Annotated in this window: 20 protein-coding genes; 9 read left to right on the top strand and 11 right to left on the bottom strand. The window is 30.2% G+C overall.

The features are described from left to right. Positions 1 to 24 precede the first annotated feature (24 nt). From J3U20_RS06595 to J3U20_RS06610, 4 genes are all read right to left on the bottom strand, one after another. Positions 25 to 1032 (bottom strand): hypothetical protein, encoded by a 1008-nt coding sequence (locus J3U20_RS06595; protein WP_160542486.1) that lies wholly within the window; start codon positions 1030 to 1032, stop codon positions 25 to 27. A 30-nt stretch (positions 1033 to 1062) separates the two neighbouring features. After that, the gene (locus tag J3U20_RS06600) at positions 1063 to 1863 is read right to left on the bottom strand and encodes a hypothetical protein (protein ID WP_160542487.1); all 801 of its coding nucleotides are present in this window, start codon (positions 1861 to 1863) and stop codon (positions 1063 to 1065) included. A 58-nt stretch (positions 1864 to 1921) separates the two neighbouring features. Next, complete coding sequence (locus tag J3U20_RS06605) at positions 1922 to 2791, bottom strand: hypothetical protein (RefSeq protein WP_160542488.1); 870 nt, start codon at positions 2789 to 2791, stop codon at positions 1922 to 1924. A gap of 777 nt (positions 2792 to 3568) precedes the next feature. Continuing rightward, on the bottom strand, positions 3569 to 3763 hold the full coding sequence (locus J3U20_RS06610; protein ID WP_105296313.1) for a hypothetical protein: 195 nt from the start codon (positions 3761 to 3763) through the stop codon (positions 3569 to 3571). A gap of 108 nt (positions 3764 to 3871) precedes the next feature. On the opposite strand from J3U20_RS06610, the gene J3U20_RS06615 reads away from it, so the two are divergent. The 4 genes from J3U20_RS06615 (at position 3872) to J3U20_RS06630 (ending at position 10558) form a co-directional block, all read left to right on the top strand. Next, complete coding sequence (locus tag J3U20_RS06615) at positions 3872 to 4561, top strand: LexA family transcriptional regulator (RefSeq protein ID WP_160542489.1); 690 nt, start codon at positions 3872 to 3874, stop codon at positions 4559 to 4561. A 201-nt stretch (positions 4562 to 4762) separates the two neighbouring features. Then, the gene (locus J3U20_RS06620) at positions 4763 to 5452 is read left to right on the top strand and encodes a LexA family transcriptional regulator (RefSeq protein WP_160542490.1); all 690 of its coding nucleotides are present in this window, start codon (positions 4763 to 4765) and stop codon (positions 5450 to 5452) included. Between the two features lie 290 nt (positions 5453 to 5742). Then, the gene (gene clpB / locus J3U20_RS06625) at positions 5743 to 8370 is read left to right on the top strand and encodes an ATP-dependent chaperone ClpB (RefSeq protein WP_160542491.1); all 2628 of its coding nucleotides are present in this window, start codon (positions 5743 to 5745) and stop codon (positions 8368 to 8370) included. A gap of 319 nt (positions 8371 to 8689) precedes the next feature. Then, positions 8690 to 10558: a TolC family protein gene (locus tag J3U20_RS06630; protein WP_160542492.1), complete on the top strand. Its 1869-nt coding sequence runs from the start codon at positions 8690 to 8692 to the stop codon at positions 10556 to 10558. A gap of 66 nt (positions 10559 to 10624) precedes the next feature. On the opposite strand, the gene J3U20_RS06635 is transcribed toward J3U20_RS06630, so the two are convergent. Next, a complete protein-coding gene (locus J3U20_RS06635; RefSeq protein WP_160542493.1) occupies positions 10625 to 11209 on the bottom strand; it encodes a riboflavin synthase in 585 nt (194 codons plus the stop codon). 218 nt (positions 11210 to 11427) lie between these two features. Between J3U20_RS06635 and pdxA the strand changes: the two genes are divergently transcribed. Next, positions 11428 to 12525 (top strand): 4-hydroxythreonine-4-phosphate dehydrogenase PdxA, encoded by a 1098-nt coding sequence (gene pdxA, locus J3U20_RS06640; protein WP_160542494.1) that lies wholly within the window; start codon positions 11428 to 11430, stop codon positions 12523 to 12525. An 86-nt stretch (positions 12526 to 12611) separates the two neighbouring features. On the opposite strand, the gene rny is transcribed toward pdxA, so the two are convergent. The 6 genes from rny to J3U20_RS06670 all read right to left on the bottom strand — a co-directional run bounded on the left by rny (position 12612) and on the right by J3U20_RS06670 (position 17502). After that, positions 12612 to 14183, bottom strand: a complete 1572-nt coding sequence (gene rny, locus J3U20_RS06645; RefSeq protein WP_105296320.1) for a ribonuclease Y — start codon at positions 14181 to 14183, stop codon at positions 12612 to 12614. Between the two features lie 286 nt (positions 14184 to 14469). Beyond that, complete coding sequence (locus tag J3U20_RS06650) at positions 14470 to 14739, bottom strand: cell division protein ZapA (RefSeq protein ID WP_105296321.1); 270 nt, start codon at positions 14737 to 14739, stop codon at positions 14470 to 14472. Between the two features lie 6 nt (positions 14740 to 14745). Continuing rightward, positions 14746 to 15039, bottom strand: a complete 294-nt coding sequence (locus tag J3U20_RS06655; RefSeq protein ID WP_105296322.1) for a hypothetical protein — start codon at positions 15037 to 15039, stop codon at positions 14746 to 14748. A gap of 344 nt (positions 15040 to 15383) precedes the next feature. Next, the gene (locus J3U20_RS06660) at positions 15384 to 16145 is read right to left on the bottom strand and encodes a porin family protein (protein WP_160542495.1); all 762 of its coding nucleotides are present in this window, start codon (positions 16143 to 16145) and stop codon (positions 15384 to 15386) included. Between the two features lie 27 nt (positions 16146 to 16172). After that, positions 16173 to 16895 (bottom strand): bifunctional demethylmenaquinone methyltransferase/2-methoxy-6-polyprenyl-1,4-benzoquinol methylase UbiE, encoded by a 723-nt coding sequence (gene ubiE, locus J3U20_RS06665; protein ID WP_160542496.1) that lies wholly within the window; start codon positions 16893 to 16895, stop codon positions 16173 to 16175. A 40-nt stretch (positions 16896 to 16935) separates the two neighbouring features. Next, the gene (locus J3U20_RS06670; protein WP_160542497.1) at positions 16936 to 17502 is read right to left on the bottom strand and encodes a hypothetical protein; all 567 of its coding nucleotides are present in this window, start codon (positions 17500 to 17502) and stop codon (positions 16936 to 16938) included. 103 nt (positions 17503 to 17605) lie between these two features. On the opposite strand from J3U20_RS06670, the gene J3U20_RS06675 reads away from it, so the two are divergent. From J3U20_RS06675 to gmk, 4 genes are all read left to right on the top strand, one after another. Further along, complete coding sequence (locus tag J3U20_RS06675; protein WP_160542498.1) at positions 17606 to 18688, top strand: 3-oxoacyl-ACP synthase III family protein; 1083 nt, start codon at positions 17606 to 17608, stop codon at positions 18686 to 18688. 29 nt (positions 18689 to 18717) lie between these two features. Then, the gene (locus J3U20_RS06680) at positions 18718 to 19944 is read left to right on the top strand and encodes a metallophosphoesterase (protein ID WP_160542499.1); all 1227 of its coding nucleotides are present in this window, start codon (positions 18718 to 18720) and stop codon (positions 19942 to 19944) included. Positions 19945 to 20015: 71 nt separating this feature from the next. Continuing rightward, positions 20016 to 20876: a YicC family protein gene (locus J3U20_RS06685; RefSeq protein WP_160542500.1), complete on the top strand. Its 861-nt coding sequence runs from the start codon at positions 20016 to 20018 to the stop codon at positions 20874 to 20876. Between the two features lie 7 nt (positions 20877 to 20883). Then, the gene (gmk, locus tag J3U20_RS06690) at positions 20884 to 21525 is read left to right on the top strand and encodes a guanylate kinase (protein WP_306434002.1); all 642 of its coding nucleotides are present in this window, start codon (positions 20884 to 20886) and stop codon (positions 21523 to 21525) included. Positions 21526 to 21580: the final 55 nt, after the last annotated feature.

Below are 21580 nucleotides of genomic sequence, written 5' to 3' on the forward strand. Positions count from 1 at the left end.
AGTATATAACTTAATTTTTAAAATTTATAGAGATGATTCATCTATATCTAAACGAATAGCAAAGAAATAAACACCAACCGGGAGATCTCCACCATTATTACCCGCTCCAGGTATTGAAGATCTGGTTTCCAATACTTGATCACCATTTAAACTGGAACTAAAAGTTAAAGCAATTTCATGCTCATATCCCGGATCACCCGGTCTTAGTTTTTTACCTGGATTTAATGGATCATCAGATTTAATTACTGCTATATAATTGACATATGGAGTGGTATATCCTTGGCTTTTTGCTTCCGGATAAGTTCCAACCACAGTCATTGCATATTCTGAAGGGTTTCCGCCCAGATCATTACTTGCTAAATACCAATTTAAATTGTAGCCATTACCATTACAATTATTTTCAGGAAGGGCTCCATCAACTAGACAAGGTTTACGCTTATCACGTAGATGATTAGCATCTACGGGTAAAGTGGTAAGATCATCTAAATCATGCAAATAAGTCCAAAACAAATTACCTTTATCATCCCCGTTATTATAAACCATATATTTAGCCATAATCATCCAGATACCCGGAGTTAATTTTAAACCGTGTCCCGTTATTGAAATTTCTCTATGGTCATTCGCATTTCTTTTAAATGGATCGTTCATATTAAAATCTTTCCTAAGTTCTGCTTGTTTTATGGTAAAAGGTTTGGGAACCCAGTTAACTATTCCCGTATTATCTTGAAACATAAGCATACTCCCTTTTCCTTCTGATTGATCACTGATACGTATTCCATTCGTTGATCCATCCGTTTTAATATGAACTTTAGCCGTTGGTGCAATGGTTCCTATTCCTAAATTTCCGTTTTTATCAACTATTACATCATCAGATGTATTTATAGATCCGTTAGTATCCCCCTTTGCATCTACATGAAAAGGTCCTTGCGGGTTAGTTGTATTTACTCCAACCGATGGAGCTGTTTGTGCAAAAGATTTAGTAAAACCTATACCTCCCGCTATAATTATATATAATAAAAATAATTTTTTCATATAATAAATTTAAAATTCATATGTATTAATTTAATCGTCTAAAAGTTCTGCATCTAATCGAACGGCATAAAAATAAGATCCTTGAAAGTCGTCATTTGTTGTAATATATTCGAATTCTTTATTACTCGTACTTCCAAATACTCTATACTCAAAAGTTTTTCCTTTAGGTATATTAACAAGAGCTGCTAATTGCGGTGTCCCAACTTTAGCTCCCGCTTGTTCTAACGGTATCCCCAAAATAGTATTATAGACTTTATCGGTTATTAGCGGGTGCTCGCTAACATTTTTTAAATAAATCCATACATTATTCCGAGGTTTTAAATCATCATTAACATGTTGAGTAGCTTTAACTACAAATTTGGATAGAATCAACCATCTTCCTTGAGTAAGCATTAAAGGTTGTACTGTTAAATCTATAGCACTTTCATCCAATCGTATACCATTTCCTATTTCTCCATTATGAATCAATGGTCTGGCAGGAGCTATCCATTGGGCATTTCCAAGTGAATCTGTACTAACTAGTATATTATTACTAACTTGAGTTCCATCTTCCAATCGTATGTTGCCATTAACATCTAAACCCGTATCCGGATTAACTTTTCCAACACCTAAATGACCATAGAGCTTTGCAGTCGGATCTGGGGCATTATTTGTACCCGGTTTGAAAATTACATCATCTGATGTATTTACTGGGACAGATATATTCCCATTATCTTTTTTAGCATCTATATGAAAAATAGCTTTAGGATTATCTGTGTTAACTCCTACTTGTGATAAACTAATTCCAATTGCTAATACACAAAAATTTATTGATAATATTATTTTTTTCATGACATGATTTTAAATATAAAATTATATGAATAATAAAGATCTTAATTCCACCACATTATTAATTAAAACTATCTATACGAATAGCTCTAAAATATGGTTTGCCGGTAGTAAATGAATTAAAATCGCCATCTACGAATACTACTGTATTGTGCCATATACTAGTACTGGCATAAGCACTAACTTTCATTGTCTGTCCCGGATTGACTTTTACTACGTGGGTTAACTGAGGAGTACAAGCACAAGCACCATCACGTTCCGTAGCAAAACCTACCGTAGTTAATACTGCTTTTTTAAAGTCCGGCTCATTTTCGTTATATAGTAATGTCCAAATATATTGATCAAATCCATTTTCTTTTCCACAATATTCTTGAAAATTGGATCCTCCCCCTCTTGTTGTACGAGTAGTATACTTAAGCTGAATCAGCCATGTACCTTCTGTTAGCTCTATAGGCTTGTCAGATATTTTTACAGCCGGTTTTTTTCCCGGAGGTAAACTTGGATCACCGGGAATAATTGGATTAGAATCTATTAAATTAGGAGCTAATGTTGAAGTTGCATCAAGTCTTGTTCTAATTTGAATGATAGAACCCTCTCTAAGTTCGGGCATAGGCCTGGTAGAGGCTACAAAATTACCATTTGCATCAGATGCAATAACTTCTCCTTTAGCGATAGTTCCCGGAGGAGTTACCCGCAATCCTTTACCTTTAGTACCTATAATTTCCAACTTTGATTTAGGGGTTCGGGTACCTATACCCACATTCCCATTTGCATCTACAATAAAGTCATCTTGACTTAAATCTTTATTGGTTCCATTAATATGGAAAACTCCTTGAGGATCTTCCGTATTAATTCCCACTCTTTGGCTTTGAGAGAAAGAACAAACGGAAATCACTCCGAGTAATGAACATAATAAAATTCTCTTTTTCATAATGAATTATTAATTAACTTATTAACACTTAATTGATTTTCTATATTTTTATTTAAAAAAATCTATTCTATTTTTAATGATCTCCTCTCTTATTTCATTATAAAAATTTAATTGCTACAATGGCATTAAAAATAGATGAACACTTAATTTTTTAAATTTTAAAACACTTAAACACTAACTTTATGGCGGTAAAGATAAACAAAAAAAAATTACAATCATAAAGTTTATATAACATTAATTACCTTTATCTCCTTACATTATCCCAAGGCTGCTAAACAAGATTTATAATATATAATAGTTGGTTATTTTTATTTTTTTAGTATAAATTATTCAACCATTTATACATATAAAACATTTATATAATTTAAATAAATTCTTGAACTATTACTTTAAAAAATTAATAGTCTTATTTAAAAATAATTTTAGTAACAATAAAGTTTACCTTTATAAATATAAAGATCAATAATTTTTAAATTTTACAGAATTAATTAAATACAGAGTATTTAAGCCAAGAAATTTAACTAATATCACTAATTTTTTTAAAACTTCATTTTTCTACCAAAAGATTAATAAAAATTTTTAAAATAGGATTTTTGTTTTAAACTGCAGGTTATGATTTAAATTATGATCAACAATGAAATATTTTGTATTAAGATTATTATAAGCATTTATTTAATAAGGCAACTCTCAATGAAGATAGTAATTTATCATTAAATCATAAGGAAGAACTCTTATCCTTTTCATAGTGAAAAATTCAGATTTAAGAAATTAAGTTGATTAGCCTGAAATTTTCTTATGGTATTCTTTTATAAACCTTTCCCTATTACTAATTATTGCTTTTAACGCTTCTATTGCATCCATCTTTTCTCGTGAAAAACGAGCTCTTACATTTTCAGGGGTTATATTTAATAATTTCGATGCCAAAATATAATCTCCCACTTCAATTTTTCTTTTTATTTGTTCTACTGTCATAACAATAATGTATTTTTTGATATCTTTGTTTTATCTCAACACAAATATATATACATTTTGTTTATTTTAAAATTATTTTACACAAAATGTATATTTTTTATATTGAACATGGATAAAAATATCATTCTAAACGAAATTAAAAAATACTATGGTTTTACTAAAGATTCTCAATTAGTAAAACATTTAGGCATAACCTCACAAATATTGTATAATTGGAAAAGAAGGAATTCGTTCAATATTAAACTTATTTATACAAAATGTGAAATTTTTAATTATGAATGGTTGTTAACCGGCAAAGGGCCTATGTTGAAAAAAGATAATATTGGACAATCTAATATTATTTCAATAGCGGAAGAATCTGGATATAATTCCTATAAAGGTGAAAAAAATCATATTCCTTTATATAATATAGACAGAAATGGTGGATTGAAAAATATATTTAGCAAAAAACATCATCAAGAAAATATTATAGATTTTATAAAAATGCCGGATCTGGCTGATTGCGACGGTGCTGCTTATGTAAAAGGAAATTCCATGTTACCAACTATACAAAATGGAGACATAATTATTTTTAAAACTATTTCTCTTAAAGACCTGTTTTGGGGTGAGCTTTATTTAATTGAGATATGTATGAATGATGATTCTTTTTATATGTTAATTAAATATATTCAAAAATCTGAAAAAGGAGAACAATTTGTTAAACTATTAGGACAAGACAACACAAACGCACCTCAAGATATTCCGGTTTCTAAAATTAATGCTATGGCTCTAATACGTGGAAGTATTCGAACTTTTTAAATTTTTATTTCATCCATTACTAATTCTTATCTCCTGTATAATTTATATTATTCTATTCTTTATATTGTTTTTACGGTAATAATATAACATTGTTGTGACAATATAATAATTTTTAGTATATTTGTCTAATTATCAAATAGATATATAAACACACTGTTTATATAAAATTTATTTGAACTTTTACTTATATAACTACAATCTATGGAAAAAACTACCATATTGAATAAAATAAAGTTATTTTATGGATTTAAAAAAGATTCTGAATTAGCCAGATATCTCGGTATTTCTCCCCAAACCTTTTCGAATTGGAAAAAAAGAAATAGTTATGATTCTTTATTGATCCATACCAAATGTCCCGAAATAAATTTAGAATGGCTTCTCACCTATGAAGGGCCCATGTTAAAATCCCCAATTTTAGATAAAGATTATCCAATGTCTGTATTGGAGGACCCCATGTTTAAATTACAAGAAAAAAATAATACCAATATCCCTCTTTATAATTTAGATTCTAATGGCGGATTAAAAAATATCGTTCATAAAAAATCAGAAAATACATTCATTTCAGGATTTATAAAAATACCTAATTTATCAGATTGTGATGGAGCTATTTATATAAAAGGAGAATCTATGCTTCCACTTTTAAAAAATGGTGATATTGTTATTTTTAAAAATGCTTCCATTGATAATATATTTTGGGGAGAATTATATATAATTGAAATTGCCTTATCTGAAGATTCCAATCATACCTTTGTTAGACACATTCAAAAATCCAGTTTAGGTAACGATTACATAAAATTAGTTAGCGCCAATCCTATGTTTGAATCTAAAGATGTTTCTTTAAAAACCATAAATGCTATCGGCATGATACGAGCAAGTATCCGATATCATTAAATATTACATAAAATCTATAATTTATTTATATCATATTATACATCTGTAATTTTTAAATTATATATGAATTTCATGTAATTTAATATTTTTGAAGATGTAGTAATAAAAAAAATCCAATCTTTTAATAAGCCAATAACCATGACATTGTGTCATTTATTTTAGTTGTGATAATACAAATAATGCCATATTGTCTCGTTTTATTCATTTATTCCCTTACATATTGATTATAAAAACCTATCCATGATTTTGGTTTATATTTTGCTGAGAAAAAATGTAAGAGATTAAATAAAATGGATTTTAATAAATTAACCATCAAATCACAAGAAGCCTTGCAACAATCTCAAGTGATTGCACAAGGATTAGAAAATCAGGCTATTGAACCTGCACACCTACTTAAAGCTTTATTGGAAAGCGAAGCCAGTGTGATTACTTTCATATTGAAAAAACAAAACTCAAATTTAGCATATATTAACTCCCAACTTGATTCTATACTAAATTCTTTACCTAAAGTTAGCGGCGGACAAATTTATTTGTCCCAGAATTCTAATAAAGCTTTAAATGAAGCCCAATTAGAATCAACTAAGATGAAAGATGAATTTATAAGTTTAGAGCATATTTTCTTAGGACTGCTTTCAGTAAACGACAAAACCTCACAATTATTAAAAAATCAAGGAGTCACCAAAGAAGGCGTGATTAAAGCAATCGAAGAAATCAGAAAAGGAGAACGAGTAACCTCTCAATCAGCAGAAGATACCTATAATTCATTAAACAAGTATGCCAAAAACCTTAATGAATTAGCTCAAAACGGTAAACTAGACCCTGTAATAGGAAGAGATGACGAAATCAGAAGAGTTTTGCAAATTCTTTCTCGAAGAACAAAAAACAATCCCATATTAATTGGAGAGCCCGGTGTCGGAAAAACTGCAATTGCCGAAGGAATAGCTCATCGAATCATTAACGGGGATGTTCCTGAAAATTTAAAGGATAAAACTATTTTTTCTTTAGATATGGGGGCTTTGATTGCAGGAGCAAAATATAAGGGTGAATTTGAAGAACGTCTAAAAGCAGTTGTTAAAGAAGTTACCGCTTCCAACGGAAATATTATTTTGTTTATTGATGAAATTCACACATTAGTTGGTGCCGGAGGAGGAGAAGGAGCCATGGATGCAGCGAACATTTTAAAACCCGCATTGGCACGTGGCGAACTTCGTTCAATTGGAGCTACAACATTAAATGAATATCAAAAATATTTTGAAAAGGACAAAGCGTTGGAAAGACGTTTTCAAAAGGTGATGGTTGAAGAACCCGATGTGGATGATGCCATAGCTATATTACGTGGAATTAGAGAAAAGTACGAAGCCCATCACAAAGTACGTATTAAAGATGAAGCCGTAATTGCATCTGTGGAACTTTCCAATCGTTATATTTCCGACCGATTTTTACCGGACAAAGCCATAGACTTAATGGATGAAGCATCGGCAAAACTTCGTATGGAAATGAATTCCAAGCCTGAAGAGTTGGATGCCTTAGACCGTAAAAAAATGCAGCTTGAAATTGAATTAGAAGCGGTTAAACGAGAAGCGGAAAGTCCTACTTCCAATGAAAGCATTAAACAAGCTAATGAGAAAAGGTTAGAAAATGTTAAAGAAGAATTAGCACAACTTAATGAAAAAAGAAATGAGCTAAGCGCTTCCTGGAAAGCAGAAAAAGAAAGAGCGGATAAAGTTCAAGAAATCCGTAAAAATATTGAAGAATTTAAAATTGAAGCTGAAAAAGCAGAAAGATCCGGTGATTATGGTAAAGTTGCTGAATTACGTTACGGAAAAATAAAAGAACAAGAGGCTGAACTTGCTAAAGCTGAAGCCGAACTTTCTGATGATCGACCTAAATTAATCAAGGAAGAAGTTGATTCCGAAGACATTGCTGATGTTGTAGCCAAATGGACCGGTATTCCGGTTACTAAACTGGTACAAAGTGAACGAGAAAAATTATTAAATCTGGAATCTGTTCTTCACAAAAGGGTTGTCGGACAAGAAGAAGCAATTGAAGCAGTAGCAGATGCTATACGCAGAAACCGCGCGGGATTAAACGATGAAAGAAAACCTATCGGATCATTCTTATTCTTAGGAACAACAGGTGTCGGAAAAACCGAATTAGCTAAAGCCTTAGCCGAATTTTTATTTGATGATGAAAATTCAATGACCCGAATTGACATGAGTGAATATCAAGAAAAACATTCTGTTAGCAGACTGGTAGGTGCGCCTCCGGGATATGTGGGTTACGATGAGGGTGGTCAGTTAACCGAAGCCGTTAGAAGAAGACCTTATTCTGTTATCTTATTGGATGAAATCGAAAAAGCTCATCCGGATGTATTTAATATTTTATTACAAGTATTGGATGATGGTAGACTAACAGATAATAAAGGAAGAACCGTTAATTTTAAAAATGCGATTATAGTTATGACATCCAATTTGGGATCTCATTTAATTCAAGAAAATTTTGAAAAACTGGAAGGAAATAATTACAAAGAAATTTTAGAATTGACTAAAGAGCAGGTTATGGAACTGTTAAGGAAAACCCTTCGCCCTGAGTTTTTAAACCGTATCGATGAAACTATTGTATTTAAGCCTTTAAATAAAAATGAAATAAGAAGTATAATAGATATCCAATTAGATTCTCTTAATAAAATATTAGATAAAAAAGGAATTCGCATGAGCATGACCGATGAGGCTAAAGATTATATAATGAGCAAAGGCTATGATCCTACTTTTGGCGCCAGACCTTTAAAAAGATTGATTCAACATGAAATTTTAAATCAATTATCTAAGGAAATTTTAGGTGGAAAAATTAATGACAATGATACCATCGTTGCAGATTATTTTCCTGAAACCGGTCTAGTTTTTAGAAAAGAAAATTAATAAGAATACATAAATAATAATACATTATAAAATTAAAAACAGGGTATATAATTTATTCCCTGTTTTTGTTTCAATTAATAAAAGTACTTCATATTATTTTTATTTTATATTTACTCCTTATATTTAGTATTCAACACTTACTATCTTAATTAATAATACATAAATTTAAAGATGATGATATCATTTAGAATTAATTAGTATATTATCATATTAGAAGATAGATCTATAAATAAAACCTGATAAAAAATGTTTTTAGATAAGTTTGTAACAAAATAAATAATTATTCTACTTATAATACTGAAAATTCATTTACATAAGAATGAAACTAAACAACAGTATAATCGCTTTTTTCATAGTCGGATTTATTTCAGCGCAAAAAGTATGGTCTTTCAATGATTGTTTATCTTACGCCAGAGAAAACAATTTGCAAGTACTTGCTTCTAAACTAAATGAACAAGTTCAAGAAAGTAATTTAAAAATTGCTAAAAAAGAAAAACTACCCGATCTTAAAGGTACTATAACTAACGGTATAACTTTTGGTCCATTGGCTACTCAAAAGGTTACCCAAGATGGTGTAACAGATTTTACCATAGACTCCTATTATAAATATACAGAAGGATATCAGAACAATCTTGCTCTTGAATCCTCCATGATACTTTATAACAACAGACGTTTACGATTAACAGAGGAAAAAAACGCTTTCTTGGTTCAACAAAATCAATATACCACTGAAAAAATCAAAAATGATATCTCACTACAATTAGTAGGAAATTATTTAACCGTTCTATTGAATAAAGAGCTTTTAGGAGTTCAATTAAATTCCATGGATACTCAAGCAAAAGATAAAGACAGGAATGAAAAATTATATAATGCCGGTAGTATACCTCTCAGCACTTTATATGAATCAAAATCCAATCTTGCGAACGCTAAACAAACGTATGAAAATGCTAAAATTGAAGTAGATCGTTCACTAATGGTTTTAGCCATGTTACTTCAAAAAGATTATCGAGATTTTCAGATTGAGGATGTTAAAGTTTCCGATGATATAGGAATGCCTCTTATCAATTTGGATGATATCATCAATTATGCTTTTAATAATCAACCGGTTATTAAATCTGCCGAATTAGGGGTTGAATCAGCAAAGAAAGATATTGATATTGCTAAAACCGCTTTTTATCCTTCAATTACCGGCGGATATAAAGTAAGTACTTTTTATCAGGATTATTTCGATCGTTCCAGTAAATCTATAGACGACCAATGGTATGACAATCACTCTCAAATGGTATCAGTAGGGGTTAACATTCCCATATTTAGTAAAGGAACAAATAAAATAAAAGTTCAGCAATCCCGAATTAATCAATTGATCCAAGAAAATCAGCTCGACCAAGAAAAATTAAATCTAAAGCAAAATATACAAACTTCTTATTTTGACGTAAATTCTGCTTATCAAACATTTACCTCTGCAAAAGAATTGGTAGCATCCACCGAATTATCCTATGAATTTGCACAAAAGAGTTTCACTGCAGGAAAAATTAATATTTACGATTTAAATACTGCAAGAAATAATTATTTCAATGCATTATCTCAAATGCTTCAAGCTAAATATTCATTTTTATTCAGATTAAAAATTCTTGATTTCTATATTGGTAAACCGTTAGAAATTTCATCTGATGAAAATACTAATTATAATAATTTAACTCCTGGTAAAGAAACGGTACAGGCAATAAATGATTTAACTTCAACTGATGTGGAAATTAAAAAACCGGAAGTTATAAAATCAAATAATATTATTCAGGAAAGAAAAAATGCAAATCTTTCAAGCCCAAAAACAACCGTTATAAAACCTGAAAATATTAGCAATGCTAAACCTAAGCCTTCTGTAAAATCTAAAGATGAAGTAAAAACTAGTTCCGTTCCTGTTACGGCTCCTGTTAAAAATAATAATTCATCTCAACCCATAAAAACAGAAACGGTGATTAGTAAAAATATTCCGGTTAAATCATCAAATGAAAATTCGACAGTAAAACCATCAACTAAAAATGATGCAGATGCTAAACGGGAAGCATTAATTAAAGAAAGAAGATTAAAATATAGTCAAGGCGCCAAACCTAAATTCCAGAATGATGCTCAAAGAGAAGCCTTAATTAAGGAAAGACGAGCTAAGCTGAGTAAAGGAATATATGACTAACTACTATGAAATAAAAAGGCCTTTACCAAATGGTAAAGGCCTTTTATTTTGAATTAAGTTTATTATTTACTTACATGAACCATACAACTTCTGTATATACTTACCAATAATATCAAATTCTAAGTTTACTTTATCTCCAATTTTCAGATATTTAAAATTTGTATGATCCCATGTATACGGAATAATTGCAACTGAAAACTCATTATCCTTACTTTCTACCACCGTTAAGCTTACTCCATTCACAGTGATTGAACCTTTTTCCACGGTGATTTGTTTACCTGTATAGGTAAAAGTCAATAAAAAACTTCCTTCTTGATTTTCTATCGATTTCAATTCCCCTACTTGATCTACATGCCCCTGTACAATATGCCCGTCTAGTCTATCTGATACTTTAACACATCTTTCCAGATTAATACGATCACCAATGGCAAGAGTTGAAAAATGCGTTTTTTTTAATGTTTCAGCAATAGCTGTTACCGTATAAAATTCCGGATTTATATCTACAACTGTTAGACATGTTCCATTATGAGCTATACTTTGATCTATTTTTAATTCATCAATAAATGAAGCGGATATTGATATGGAAAGATTTTCGTCTATTTTTTCCATATTTACTATCTTTCCCGTTTCTTCTACAATACCTGTAAACATATTCAATTTTTATTCAAAAGTACTATTTTATAATTTTTTTTAATCGTTTATAGGCAATATTTAAACTCTTTAATATTTTGTTTTTAATTTATAATTATTGTTGATTTATAAATTAAAAAGCTTTATTTCATATAGCAATATTTCTATTTTATTAAATTATTATAAATTAAGTATATATTTTTTTCTACTTTTGTTATAATAAATTTCACAGTTCATATATGAGCGTTAAAAATAATAAGCTAAAAATAGGAATTAGTATAGGAGACCCTAATGGTATAGGAATTGAAGTAATATTGAAAACACTTCAAAATAAAGAAATCTTAGATTTCTTTACACCGGTTATTTTTGCATCTACTAAATTATTATCCTATCAAAAAAATATTTTCGGATTAAATTCTATCTATTTTCAAGGAATATTCAAAGCTGAAGAAGCTATTCCCGGAAAAATAAACGTTGTGAATTTATGGAAAGAAAATGTTTCTATAAGTTTTGGCAATTCAACCGAAGAAAGTGCCAAAATAGCTAAAAATTCTTTATTAGCTGCTGTTGACGCTTTAAAACAAGGTTCGGTGAATGTTTTGGTTACAGCTCCTCTAAATTGGGAAAGCATGCAAACCCAAGGATTAAATTTTTTAAATCATACGGAATATCTTGAAAATACTCTTAAGGAGAAAGCCCATTTACTTTTAGAAAACAACGATTTAAGGATTGCGTTTGCCACGTTTAATACTCCAATATCCAAAGTTTCTGAACTATTAAGTAAGGAGTTAATTAAAAAACAAATTAAAGCTTTACATACCACTTTAATTCAAGACTTCTGTATTGAAAAACCTAAAATTGCGGTGTTAGGATTAAATCCACATGCAGGAGAAAATGGCCTATTAGGAAAGGAAGAAATTAATTGTATTGAGCCGGCGGTTAAAGAATCTTTTGATCGAGGCATTCTCTCCTTTGGTCCTTACTCTGCTGATAGTTTCTTCTCGCCTAGTATTTATACTTCTTTTGATGGAATATTAGCAATGTATCACGATCAAGGGCTTATTCCTTTTAAAACTCTAGCTTATGAATACGGTGTAAATTTTACCGGTGGATTATCTGTTGTTCATACTGAACCCAATCATGGAACAGCCTATTCGATAGCCGGACAAGGAATTGCGGATGCAAAATCATTTGAACAGGCAATTTTTGATGCCATAAAAATTTATAAAACTAGAAGAGAATATGTGAAATTAAAATCAAACGCCCTTCAAAAAACAAAAATTGAGGGTATTGATATTACTGTTGATGAAGATCTTCCCGAAGAAGGAGAAGTATAAATTTAAATATTGTTATAATCTAAAATAAAAAAAACTTTAAAATTAATTTTAAAGTTTTTTTTATTTTTATCTATTAGGTAAACAGTCTACCTGGCTATATTAACAGCTCTCGTTTCCCGAATAACAGTTACTTTAACCTGTCCCGGATACGTTAATTCATTTTGAATTTTTTCACTTATTTCAAAAGACAATTGTGACGCTTTCTGATCGTCTATTTTTTCACTTTGAACCATTACGCGTAATTCTCTACCGGCTTGAATTGCATAAGCTGTATTAACGCCATCAAAACTTAATGCTACATTTTCTAGGTCTCTCAATCTTTGAATATATGATTCTACTACTTGTCTCCTTGCTCCCGGTCTTGCACCGCTAATTGCATCAGCTACTTGAATAATAGGCGCAATCAAACTTTTCATTTCAATTTCATCATGGTGGGCACCTATGGCATTAACAACGGTTTGATTTTCTCCATATTTTTCCGCCCATTGCATTCCTAATATTGCATGAGGATACTCGGATTCTTCTTCAGGAACTTTTCCAATATCATGCAATAATCCGGCACGTTTTGCGATTTTTGGATTAAGCCCTAGTTCGGAAGCTAAAATTCCTGCAATATTAGCAACCTCTCTTGAGTGCTGTAAAAGGTTTTGTCCGTAGGAAGAACGATATTTCATTCTACCGACCATTTTTACTAATTCAGGATGTAATCCATGAATTCCTAAATCGATAATGGTCTTTTTACCGATCTCAATAATTTCTTCTTCAATCTGTTGCTGGGTTTTAGCTACAATTTCTTCAATTCTTGCCGGATGGATTCTTCCGTCGGTTACCAATCTATGTAAAGATAATCTGGCTACTTCTCTCCTAACCGGATCAAAACAAGAAAGTAATATTGCTTCAGGAGTATCGTCAACAATAATTTCAACCCCTGTAACTGCTTCTAAAGCCCGAATATTACGCCCTTCTCTTCCTATAATCCTACCTTTTATTTCATCTGATTCTATATTAAAAACAGATACCGAGTTTTCAATTGCTTGTTCAGTACCTACCCTCTGAATAGTTTGTACTATAATTTTTTTGGCTTCTGCCTTTGCATTCAGCTGCGCTTCTTCAACAATGGCTTGGATTTGAGCTTGAGCTCTGGATCTTGCTTCCTGCTTTAATGCTTCCACCAATTCAGCTTTTGCATCTTCAGCAGAATATCCTGAAATTTTTTCTAATATTTCTACCTGCTGTTCATGCATTTGATTTAATTCAGCTTGTTTTTTAGTTAGCGTTTCCGCTTTAATCTGATTATCATTTATGGCTTGATCTAATTGCTTTTTCTGAATATTATTCTGATGCAATTCGTCATTCAGCTTCGTTTCTTTGTCTTTAATTCTTTTTTCCACTTCAAGCATTTTCTTTTCTCTTTGATTAATTTGCTCTTCGTGTTGTAATTTTAATTCTAAGAATTTTTCTTTTGCTTGAAGCATTTTTTCCTGCTTAATGTTTTCGGCCTTAAGCTCTCCTTCCTTTAAGATCGCAGCAGCTTTGTCTTCTGCTTCTTTTAATTTATTTTCTCTATATTTATTTAGAGAACTTTTCGATAAGAAGTATCCTATAAATCCCCCAATAAAAAGGGTGGCGATTAACTCAAATATTATCGTTACATTCATACAATTAATTTATATAAAAAAACCTACATCAATCCTATTAAACTTTGATTTAAGTAAACTCCAATAAACAGGATTCAAGCTATGCTTTTTTCTCTGTAATCTGCTGTTGATATTTCTATCAAATCATCTGAGAAGATGAGAGGCAGCCCGCCATTAAAAAAAACAATCACTCAGTCAGTCAATTCGTGTTGAGTTTACTAAATTGAGTTAGAATCAATGTAGGTTATATCTTTGTTCTACATTTAATTTTAAATTCTATGATCTATTTGGAAATGCGTTACTTTATCTATAACAATTTTTTTATTTTCTTTATTTTAAGCAAAATTTCATTTTGTTCTTGAGATTTTTCCCTTAAAATGTTTTCTAATTCTGAAGCTAGTTGTAAAGCCGCCATAGCTAAAGCATCTTGTTTTTCAGAAATGTTATAGTTTTTTTCAAAAGTATTAATGTATTTTTCTATTTTTTTTGCAGCAATTCGTAATATCTCTTCTTCCTCACTTTGTACTACTAGGGGGTAATTTCTTCCCGCTACTCGTATATTTACTTTTTGAGACATTTTTATTTATGAATTCTGCAATTCTGAAATACATGCATCTATTTCTTTAATCATTCTATTCATCTGCAATTTCATCAACTTCTTATATTCTCCACTTCCCGAAATTGCATTAATAACTTTCAATCTTTTATTAAGCTCTTCAAGTTCTTTATATTGTTTTTCTTTCTGAATAAATTTATCTTCATTTTTTAAAAGAGAATTTTCTAGATATTCATTTTTTCTTTTCAATTCTTCATTTTCCTTCTTTAATTCGAGAATCTTATTTTCCAAATCATTAATTCCCTGAATAATCTCTTCCATATTAGAACGAAAAATTTACTATTCTAACTCTCTTGCAAATATATGAAATTCTTTTTTAAAAAAGTTAATATCCTAATATAATAGTTTATCCAACAAAATTTCATCAACATTGTTTTAATTAACAAATCCCTGCAGTAAAATTTAAAATTTTATATGATGTTTTTAAGTTAATTATACTGAATTATTTCAACAAGCTGTTAATAAATTGAAATAACTCCATTTTAACTTTTAATTTATTATATGCCGATAAATTAGCAGAAAAAAAAGAATCAGCAGACCAAAAATAACTAAAAATTTAAATTATTTACTATAACAAAAGTAGTAATAAAAAGATTTAAAAATGATTATTCGAATTTAATTGAAAAGACGACAGCTCTGGTATGTATCGACTTTAATGCACCTGCCCAGTACGGAGGAGTTCCCGGATTATCTGCTACTAATTCATTATTGAAAAAGAATATCCCCCTTACTGACGGAGTCATTTTAAATCGCTTAAAGTAAAGCTCTATACCGGCTTCTAATTGATAAGAAAAGTTATTAGTTTTCATTCGGAAGATTTGATCGGTATTATCCTTTTCTTTTTTCTCATTACTTTGTAAGTTTATTAACCAACTTAAACCGGCCTGTACATAAGGTCTGGAATTATACCATCGGTCTCCGTGAAAATTTAAAAATAACGGAAAATCTAAATATGTAGATTTTACATTTCGTTTGACATCTTGTTCTGTGTAAGTAGTTTCCAGACCATTGGCAATTTCTTCATCGATGATCTTTTGAACGTTGTTAAAAATTAAATCGCGTTGTGTGAAGTGCATAGCCGGTTCTAACCTCAAATCAACGTAGTCATGAACTTTCATTTTACCAATTAAGCCTACAGTAAATCCTCCTTTAGAATCCACATCAACCAAATATCTGCCGGTATGTTCTAAACCTTCTTTGTTGGGATGAATTTTTAAATCAAAATAATTCATTGCTAAATAATACCCCCAGGAAAATTCCTGATCATCAAAATCAGTATACCTTTCCATAACATCTCTTGAACGGAACTGCGCATTAACTCCACAATGTATTACTATTAATAATAAAACTATGACTAATTTCTTCATAGTAGAGAAAACGATTTTTTTATTTATTTATTTTATTCCCTCATAGACAGTGGCTACTCCAAATGTCAATCTTCTAAAGCTTGCCTCCTTAAATCCATTTTTAAGGATCAAGTTTTTCATATTTTCCCCATAGGGCATAGCATCAACGGAATTGGGTAAATAAGTATATGCTCGAGAATCTCCTGAAATTATTTTTCCTATGCCGGGTAATATATTTTTAAAATAGAACATAAAAAAAGGAGCAAACAAACCACTAGGTTTTGAAAATTCTAAGATTAACAATTTTCCTCCCTTTTTAAGTACTCTTCCCATTTCAGAAATACCTTTTTCTAAATTTTCGAAATTACGAACTCCGAAGGAAACTGTTACAATATCAAATTCTCCTTCTTGAAAAGGTAAATTTTCAGCATCTCCTTTAACTAATTTTATTCTGTCTTTCAGCCCTTTTTTATTTATTTTAGCTTGACCGTAATCCAACATTTTTTGGGACAAGTCTAAACCGGTAATTGAAGCTTTTGTTTTTTTAGCATGTTCAATTGCCAAATCAGCCGTTCCTGTAGCAACATCTAATATTTTTTCGGGGTTATATGCCACCACTTTTTTTTCCAATTGATTCCGCCAATAAATATCAATGTTAAAAGATAACAATCTGTTTAAGAAGTCATAATTTTCAGATATATTATCAAACATCTGTTCAACCTGTTTCTTTTTACTTTCTGTTTCGTTATATGGCTTTACAATATTTGGCATATTATTAATTTGCTGTTCTCAACTTACAAAAGTAACTGTTTTATTCAAATGTTGACCGATAAAACTCTAAAAATTGGTTTTTTCTGAATAATTTAATCCTTGATTCTATTGAATCTACTTTATTAATTATTTTAGGAAAATTTTGATTAATATTATAATAGAAATCTTGTATTACTAATTGGTTGTATTCGCCAATTTCACCTATAAACTCTTTTCCATTGATATTTTTCCGATGGGCTCGATATATGGAATCTCTGTTTTTTATATGACCGTAATATCTTTTAAAAGTGAAATAGGTTGCTAAAGATGGATTAATAAGACCTCTTTTATTTTTAGTTATTATAAAAAAAGTATCTTTTAAAATAATATTCCCCTGTTTATTTTGACATGAGATTGTATTCTTACCCGAATTAACAGGAATTGACAGAGATTGTCCTCCCGCGAGTAAATAACTTTTTCCATTTACAAGTACTTTAATTTCTTCCTTGTTGGGATTATCCAACAAAAATTCATCATTCTTTTCAATATAAAACTTGTATATAAAAAATGAAATTATTCCTATAAATAACGCTATCAATAATCCTTGTAAGGAATTTTTATTCAGCATATAACCTTACTTTGATGCACAAAGGTAACAATATAATAGATTTTTTAGTAATTATTACATAAATTTGTCAAATTATTATCAAGAATAATATCACAAATTTAATATGTTGCAAAGTATTATAACTGGCTCTGGATCGTACTTACCTAAGAAAGTCGTTCCAAATAGCAATTTTGAAGGAATTACTTTTTATGATGAAAACAGGGAACCCATAACGAAACCGACTCCAGAAATTATTAAAAAATTTGCAGATATCACTGAAATAACTGAAAGACGTTACGTTGACGACGACAATGTGATGAATTCTGATTTGGCAGCTGAAGTAGGTAGATTAGCAATTGAAAATGCAGGAATAGATAAAGAAGAACTCGATTATGTTATCGTAGCTCACAATTTTGGAGATATCGATGCTAATGAAAGACAAGTAAGAATTATGCCTTCCATAGCTGCTTTAACCAAGAATAAAATTGGTATCAAAAATATTTTGTGTAAGCCATATGATATGAACTTTGGATGTCCGGGATGGAATGAAGGGATGATTTTAGCCGACCAATTATTAAAAGCTAAAGTGGCTAAGAAAATATTGGTTATAGGTTCTGAAACTCTTTCCAGAACTGTTGATCCTTATGACAGAAATTGTATGATTTTTTCTGATGGTGCAGCAGGTGTAATACTTGAATCCAGAGAAACCGATAAGCCGGTAGGTATTCTTCATCATTATACCAGAAGCGATAATGGAGAAGAAGTATCTTATATTGCCACAGACTCCTCTTTAAATCCTAATTATGTCGGATCGAAAGCTAACATCCGAATGAAAGGAAGAAAAGTATATGAATATGCCCTAACTTACGTTCCTCAAGTCGTAAAAAAAGTGATCGATGATGCCGGATACACCATATCCGATATAAATAAGGTTCTTATCCATCAAGCGAATGCAAAAATGGATCATGCAATATTAGAAAGAGTTTTTAAATTATATAAATTAAAGGTAACCGATATTCCGGAAGGAATTGCTCCCATGACTATTCAAAAATTCGGTAATTCTTCTGTAGCAACCATACCCACGATGTATGACATGATGGTTAAAGGTAACTTTTTAAACCAAACTTTAAAATCCAATGATTTGGTCATATTTGCCTCGGTAGGTGCAGGGATGAATATCAATGCAATTTTGTATAGAATGCCATAAAATTTAATTACTGAAAATTCAAAAATACATTGGGCACTTTAATAGGAATATTATTTATTGTATCATTAATTGTTGAATATTATTGCTATCAAGCTATTAAAGTATTGACAACTAATATACTTTTTAGAAAATACTGGTTAGGTTTTTCAATTAGTGCTTTATTGATTATTCTTATTTGGTCCATTTTTATTGATAGAAATAACAAAGGGCAAGTTCATTTTTTATTAGGTTTTTTTATGATTGTTTTCGTTCCGAAATTTGTTTTGGCAATAACGATCATTTTTGAGGACCTCATAAGAATGCTGACTTTTTTAGTTAGAAAAGTTACATCAAAACCATCAGCAAATGACGCATATTTACCTGAAAGAAGAAAGGCTATAAGTGCTATTGGTTTAGGACTTGCAAGTATTCCTTTTTTATCCATTATTGAAGGTATTGTTTGGGGTAAATTTGATTTTAGAGTAAGAAAAGTTACCATAAAATTTCCTGATCTACCCGAAAATTTTGACGGGTATAGAATCGCTCAACTTTCAGACATACATTTGGGAAGTTTTAATACTAAGGATTTCGATAAGGTTGCCAGAGGGATAAAACTTTTAAATGACCAAAATGCAGATTTGTTTGTCTTTACCGGGGATTCTGTTAATAATCTGGCGGATGAAATGGAACCGTGGCTTCCTTTGTTAAAAACCATAAAAGCAAAAGACGGCAAATACTCTATTTTGGGTAATCATGATTATGGGGTTTATGTTTTTGGAAAGAATGAAATTGCTCAACAAAAAAATATTGATCAATTAAATGAATATCATAAATCCATTGATTGGAAATTATTAAGAAATGAATCTATAAGACTTTATAAAGATAACCAATTCATTAACATTGTAGGAGTTAAAAATTGGGGAGCAGGCCATTTTCCTAAAGATGGAGATATAGAAATTGCTTCTCAAAACATTAAAGATAATGAATTCAATATTTTATTATCACATGATCCCTCCCATTTTGATGCTATTGTAAAAAATTTCTCAAAGAAAATGCATCTTACCTTATCAGGCCATACTCACGGAATGCAGTTTGGAATTGAAATTCCCGGCGTTATAAAATGGTCTCCTATTAAATATAGATACCCTAAATGGGCGGATTTATATCAAGAAAAGGATAAATACCTTTATGTAAACCGTGGATTTGGTTTTATAGGATTTCCGGGAAGAGTGGGAATTTGGCCGGAAATAACTATAATTGAATTAAAAAAAGGTTAATTTTGCAGTTCTTTTAATTGCAAACTACATTTAAATTAACTACGCTTAGTTATAACCATATTTTATTAACTATGTTACAATCAATGACTGGCTATGGTAAGTCAGAAGTCAATACAGAAAATTTAAAAATTTCAATTGAAATTAAAACCCTTAACAGTAAATCTCTTGATTTATTTGTAAGGATATCGCCTAGATATAGAAATAAGGAGCTGGAATTAAGAAAAATTATCGGAAATAAATTAGTAAGAGGAAAAATAGATTTTTCTATAGTTATTGAAAATTTAGGTGCAGAAAATAATTCTCGAATCAATGTAAATGCTGTTAAAAATTATATTTCCAATTTGGAAGAATTACAAATAGAAGGCACACCCTTGGATTTCCTTAAGATGGCTATAAGAATGCCTGAAGTATTTACTAATCAAGAAATTGAAATTAGTGATGATGAATGGATTTTGGTTTTAGAATGTCTAAATGCTTCTATTGAAAAAGTAAACGATTTTAGAGCTGAAGAAGGAAAGTCTTTAGAAAACGTTTTAAAAAAATATACTCAAAATATTCTCATTTCATTATCTGAAATTGAAAAATACGAACAAGAAAGAGTGGATTCCGTAAGGCAGAAATTAGAAAAACAATTATCTGAATTGAAAGTCCAATTTGATGAACAGCGTTTTCACCAAGAACTTGTATATTATATTGAGAAATTAGATATTAATGAAGAAAAAGTACGCTTAAAACAACATTGTGAATATTTTTTTAAAGTAATTGAAGAAGAAGATCAAGCCGGAAAAAAATTAGGTTTTATTGCTCAAGAAATGGGAAGAGAGATCAATACTATTGGTTCTAAAGCCAATCATTCTGAAATTCAAAAATTAGTCGTACTAATGAAAGACGAACTTGAAAAAATAAAAGAACAAACTAACAACGTTTTATAATTAATTCATGGGGTTAATCTATCAAAAACCGGGAAATGATACGTTTCAACTTAAAGAATTGCTTCCGGGAAAGCCTATGGAAGGCAAATTAATTATTTTTTCGGCTCCTTCCGGTGCCGGAAAAACAACCATTGTTCAATATCTTTTATCCATATTTCCTGAAATTTCATTCTCTATTTCCTGTACAACACGTCCTAAAAGAGAAAATGAAGTTGACGGAAAAGATTATTATTTTCTTACTGAAGAACAATTTCAGGAAAAAATAAAAAATAATGAATTTATTGAATATGAAGAGGTGTATAAAGGACGATATTACGGAACTCTTCATTCTGAGATAGAAAGATTATGGAACCAAGGAAAGCATGTTATTTTCGATATTGATGTAAGGGGTGGACTTAATCTTAAAAAACAATTTAAAGATAGAGCATTGGCAATTTTTATAGCTCCTCCTTCTTTAAAAGATCTTGAAGAACGATTGAAAAATAGAAATACTGAAAATTTAGAATCGCTATTAACCAGAATTCAAAAAGCGGATGAAGAGCTTTCTTTTGCCAAAGATTTTGACGCTGTTATTATTAATGATAATTTGGAAAAAGCTCAAAATAAAGCTAAAGCCTTAGTAAAGAATTTTCTCGATATAAAAGAATAAACTAATTACTTTCTTCTACCTCGAAAAAAAATGCCTTTATCATTCCGCTAAAATA

Origin of the sequence: Apibacter sp. B3919, from assembly GCF_026537405.1 — a bacterium.
In the GTDB taxonomy this organism is placed as follows: Bacteria; Bacteroidota; Bacteroidia; order Flavobacteriales; family Weeksellaceae; genus Apibacter.

What these genes read in the sequence shown, in the direction of transcription:
- J3U20_RS06595 (WP_160542486.1), bottom strand. Translation starts at nt 1,032, where the DNA reads ATGAAAAAATTATTTTTATTATATATAATTATAGCGGGAGGTATAGGT.
- J3U20_RS06600 (WP_160542487.1), bottom strand. Translation starts at nt 1,863, where the DNA reads ATGAAAAAAATAATATTATCAATAAATTTTTGTGTATTAGCAATTGGA.
- J3U20_RS06605 (WP_160542488.1), bottom strand. Translation starts at nt 2,791, where the DNA reads ATGAAAAAGAGAATTTTATTATGTTCATTACTCGGAGTGATTTCCGTT.
- J3U20_RS06610 (WP_105296313.1), bottom strand. Translation starts at nt 3,763, where the DNA reads ATGACAGTAGAACAAATAAAAAGAAAAATTGAAGTGGGAGATTATATT.
- J3U20_RS06615 (WP_160542489.1), top strand. Translation starts at nt 3,872, where the DNA reads ATGGATAAAAATATCATTCTAAACGAAATTAAAAAATACTATGGTTTT.
- J3U20_RS06620 (WP_160542490.1), top strand. Translation starts at nt 4,763, where the DNA reads ATGGAAAAAACTACCATATTGAATAAAATAAAGTTATTTTATGGATTT.
- clpB (WP_160542491.1), top strand. Translation starts at nt 5,743, where the DNA reads ATGGATTTTAATAAATTAACCATCAAATCACAAGAAGCCTTGCAACAA.
- J3U20_RS06630 (WP_160542492.1), top strand. Translation starts at nt 8,690, where the DNA reads ATGAAACTAAACAACAGTATAATCGCTTTTTTCATAGTCGGATTTATT.
- J3U20_RS06635 (WP_160542493.1), bottom strand. Translation starts at nt 11,209, where the DNA reads ATGTTTACAGGTATTGTAGAAGAAACGGGAAAGATAGTAAATATGGAA.
- pdxA (WP_160542494.1), top strand. Translation starts at nt 11,428, where the DNA reads ATGAGCGTTAAAAATAATAAGCTAAAAATAGGAATTAGTATAGGAGAC.
- rny (WP_105296320.1), bottom strand. Translation starts at nt 14,183, where the DNA reads ATGAATGTAACGATAATATTTGAGTTAATCGCCACCCTTTTTATTGGG.
- J3U20_RS06650 (WP_105296321.1), bottom strand. Translation starts at nt 14,739, where the DNA reads ATGTCTCAAAAAGTAAATATACGAGTAGCGGGAAGAAATTACCCCCTA.
- J3U20_RS06655 (WP_105296322.1), bottom strand. Translation starts at nt 15,039, where the DNA reads ATGGAAGAGATTATTCAGGGAATTAATGATTTGGAAAATAAGATTCTC.
- J3U20_RS06660 (WP_160542495.1), bottom strand. Translation starts at nt 16,145, where the DNA reads ATGAAGAAATTAGTCATAGTTTTATTATTAATAGTAATACATTGTGGA.
- ubiE (WP_160542496.1), bottom strand. Translation starts at nt 16,895, where the DNA reads ATGCCAAATATTGTAAAGCCATATAACGAAACAGAAAGTAAAAAGAAA.
- J3U20_RS06670 (WP_160542497.1), bottom strand. Translation starts at nt 17,502, where the DNA reads ATGCTGAATAAAAATTCCTTACAAGGATTATTGATAGCGTTATTTATA.
- J3U20_RS06675 (WP_160542498.1), top strand. Translation starts at nt 17,606, where the DNA reads ATGTTGCAAAGTATTATAACTGGCTCTGGATCGTACTTACCTAAGAAA.
- J3U20_RS06685 (WP_160542500.1), top strand. Translation starts at nt 20,016, where the DNA reads ATGTTACAATCAATGACTGGCTATGGTAAGTCAGAAGTCAATACAGAA.
- gmk (WP_306434002.1), top strand. Translation starts at nt 20,884, where the DNA reads ATGGGGTTAATCTATCAAAAACCGGGAAATGATACGTTTCAACTTAAA.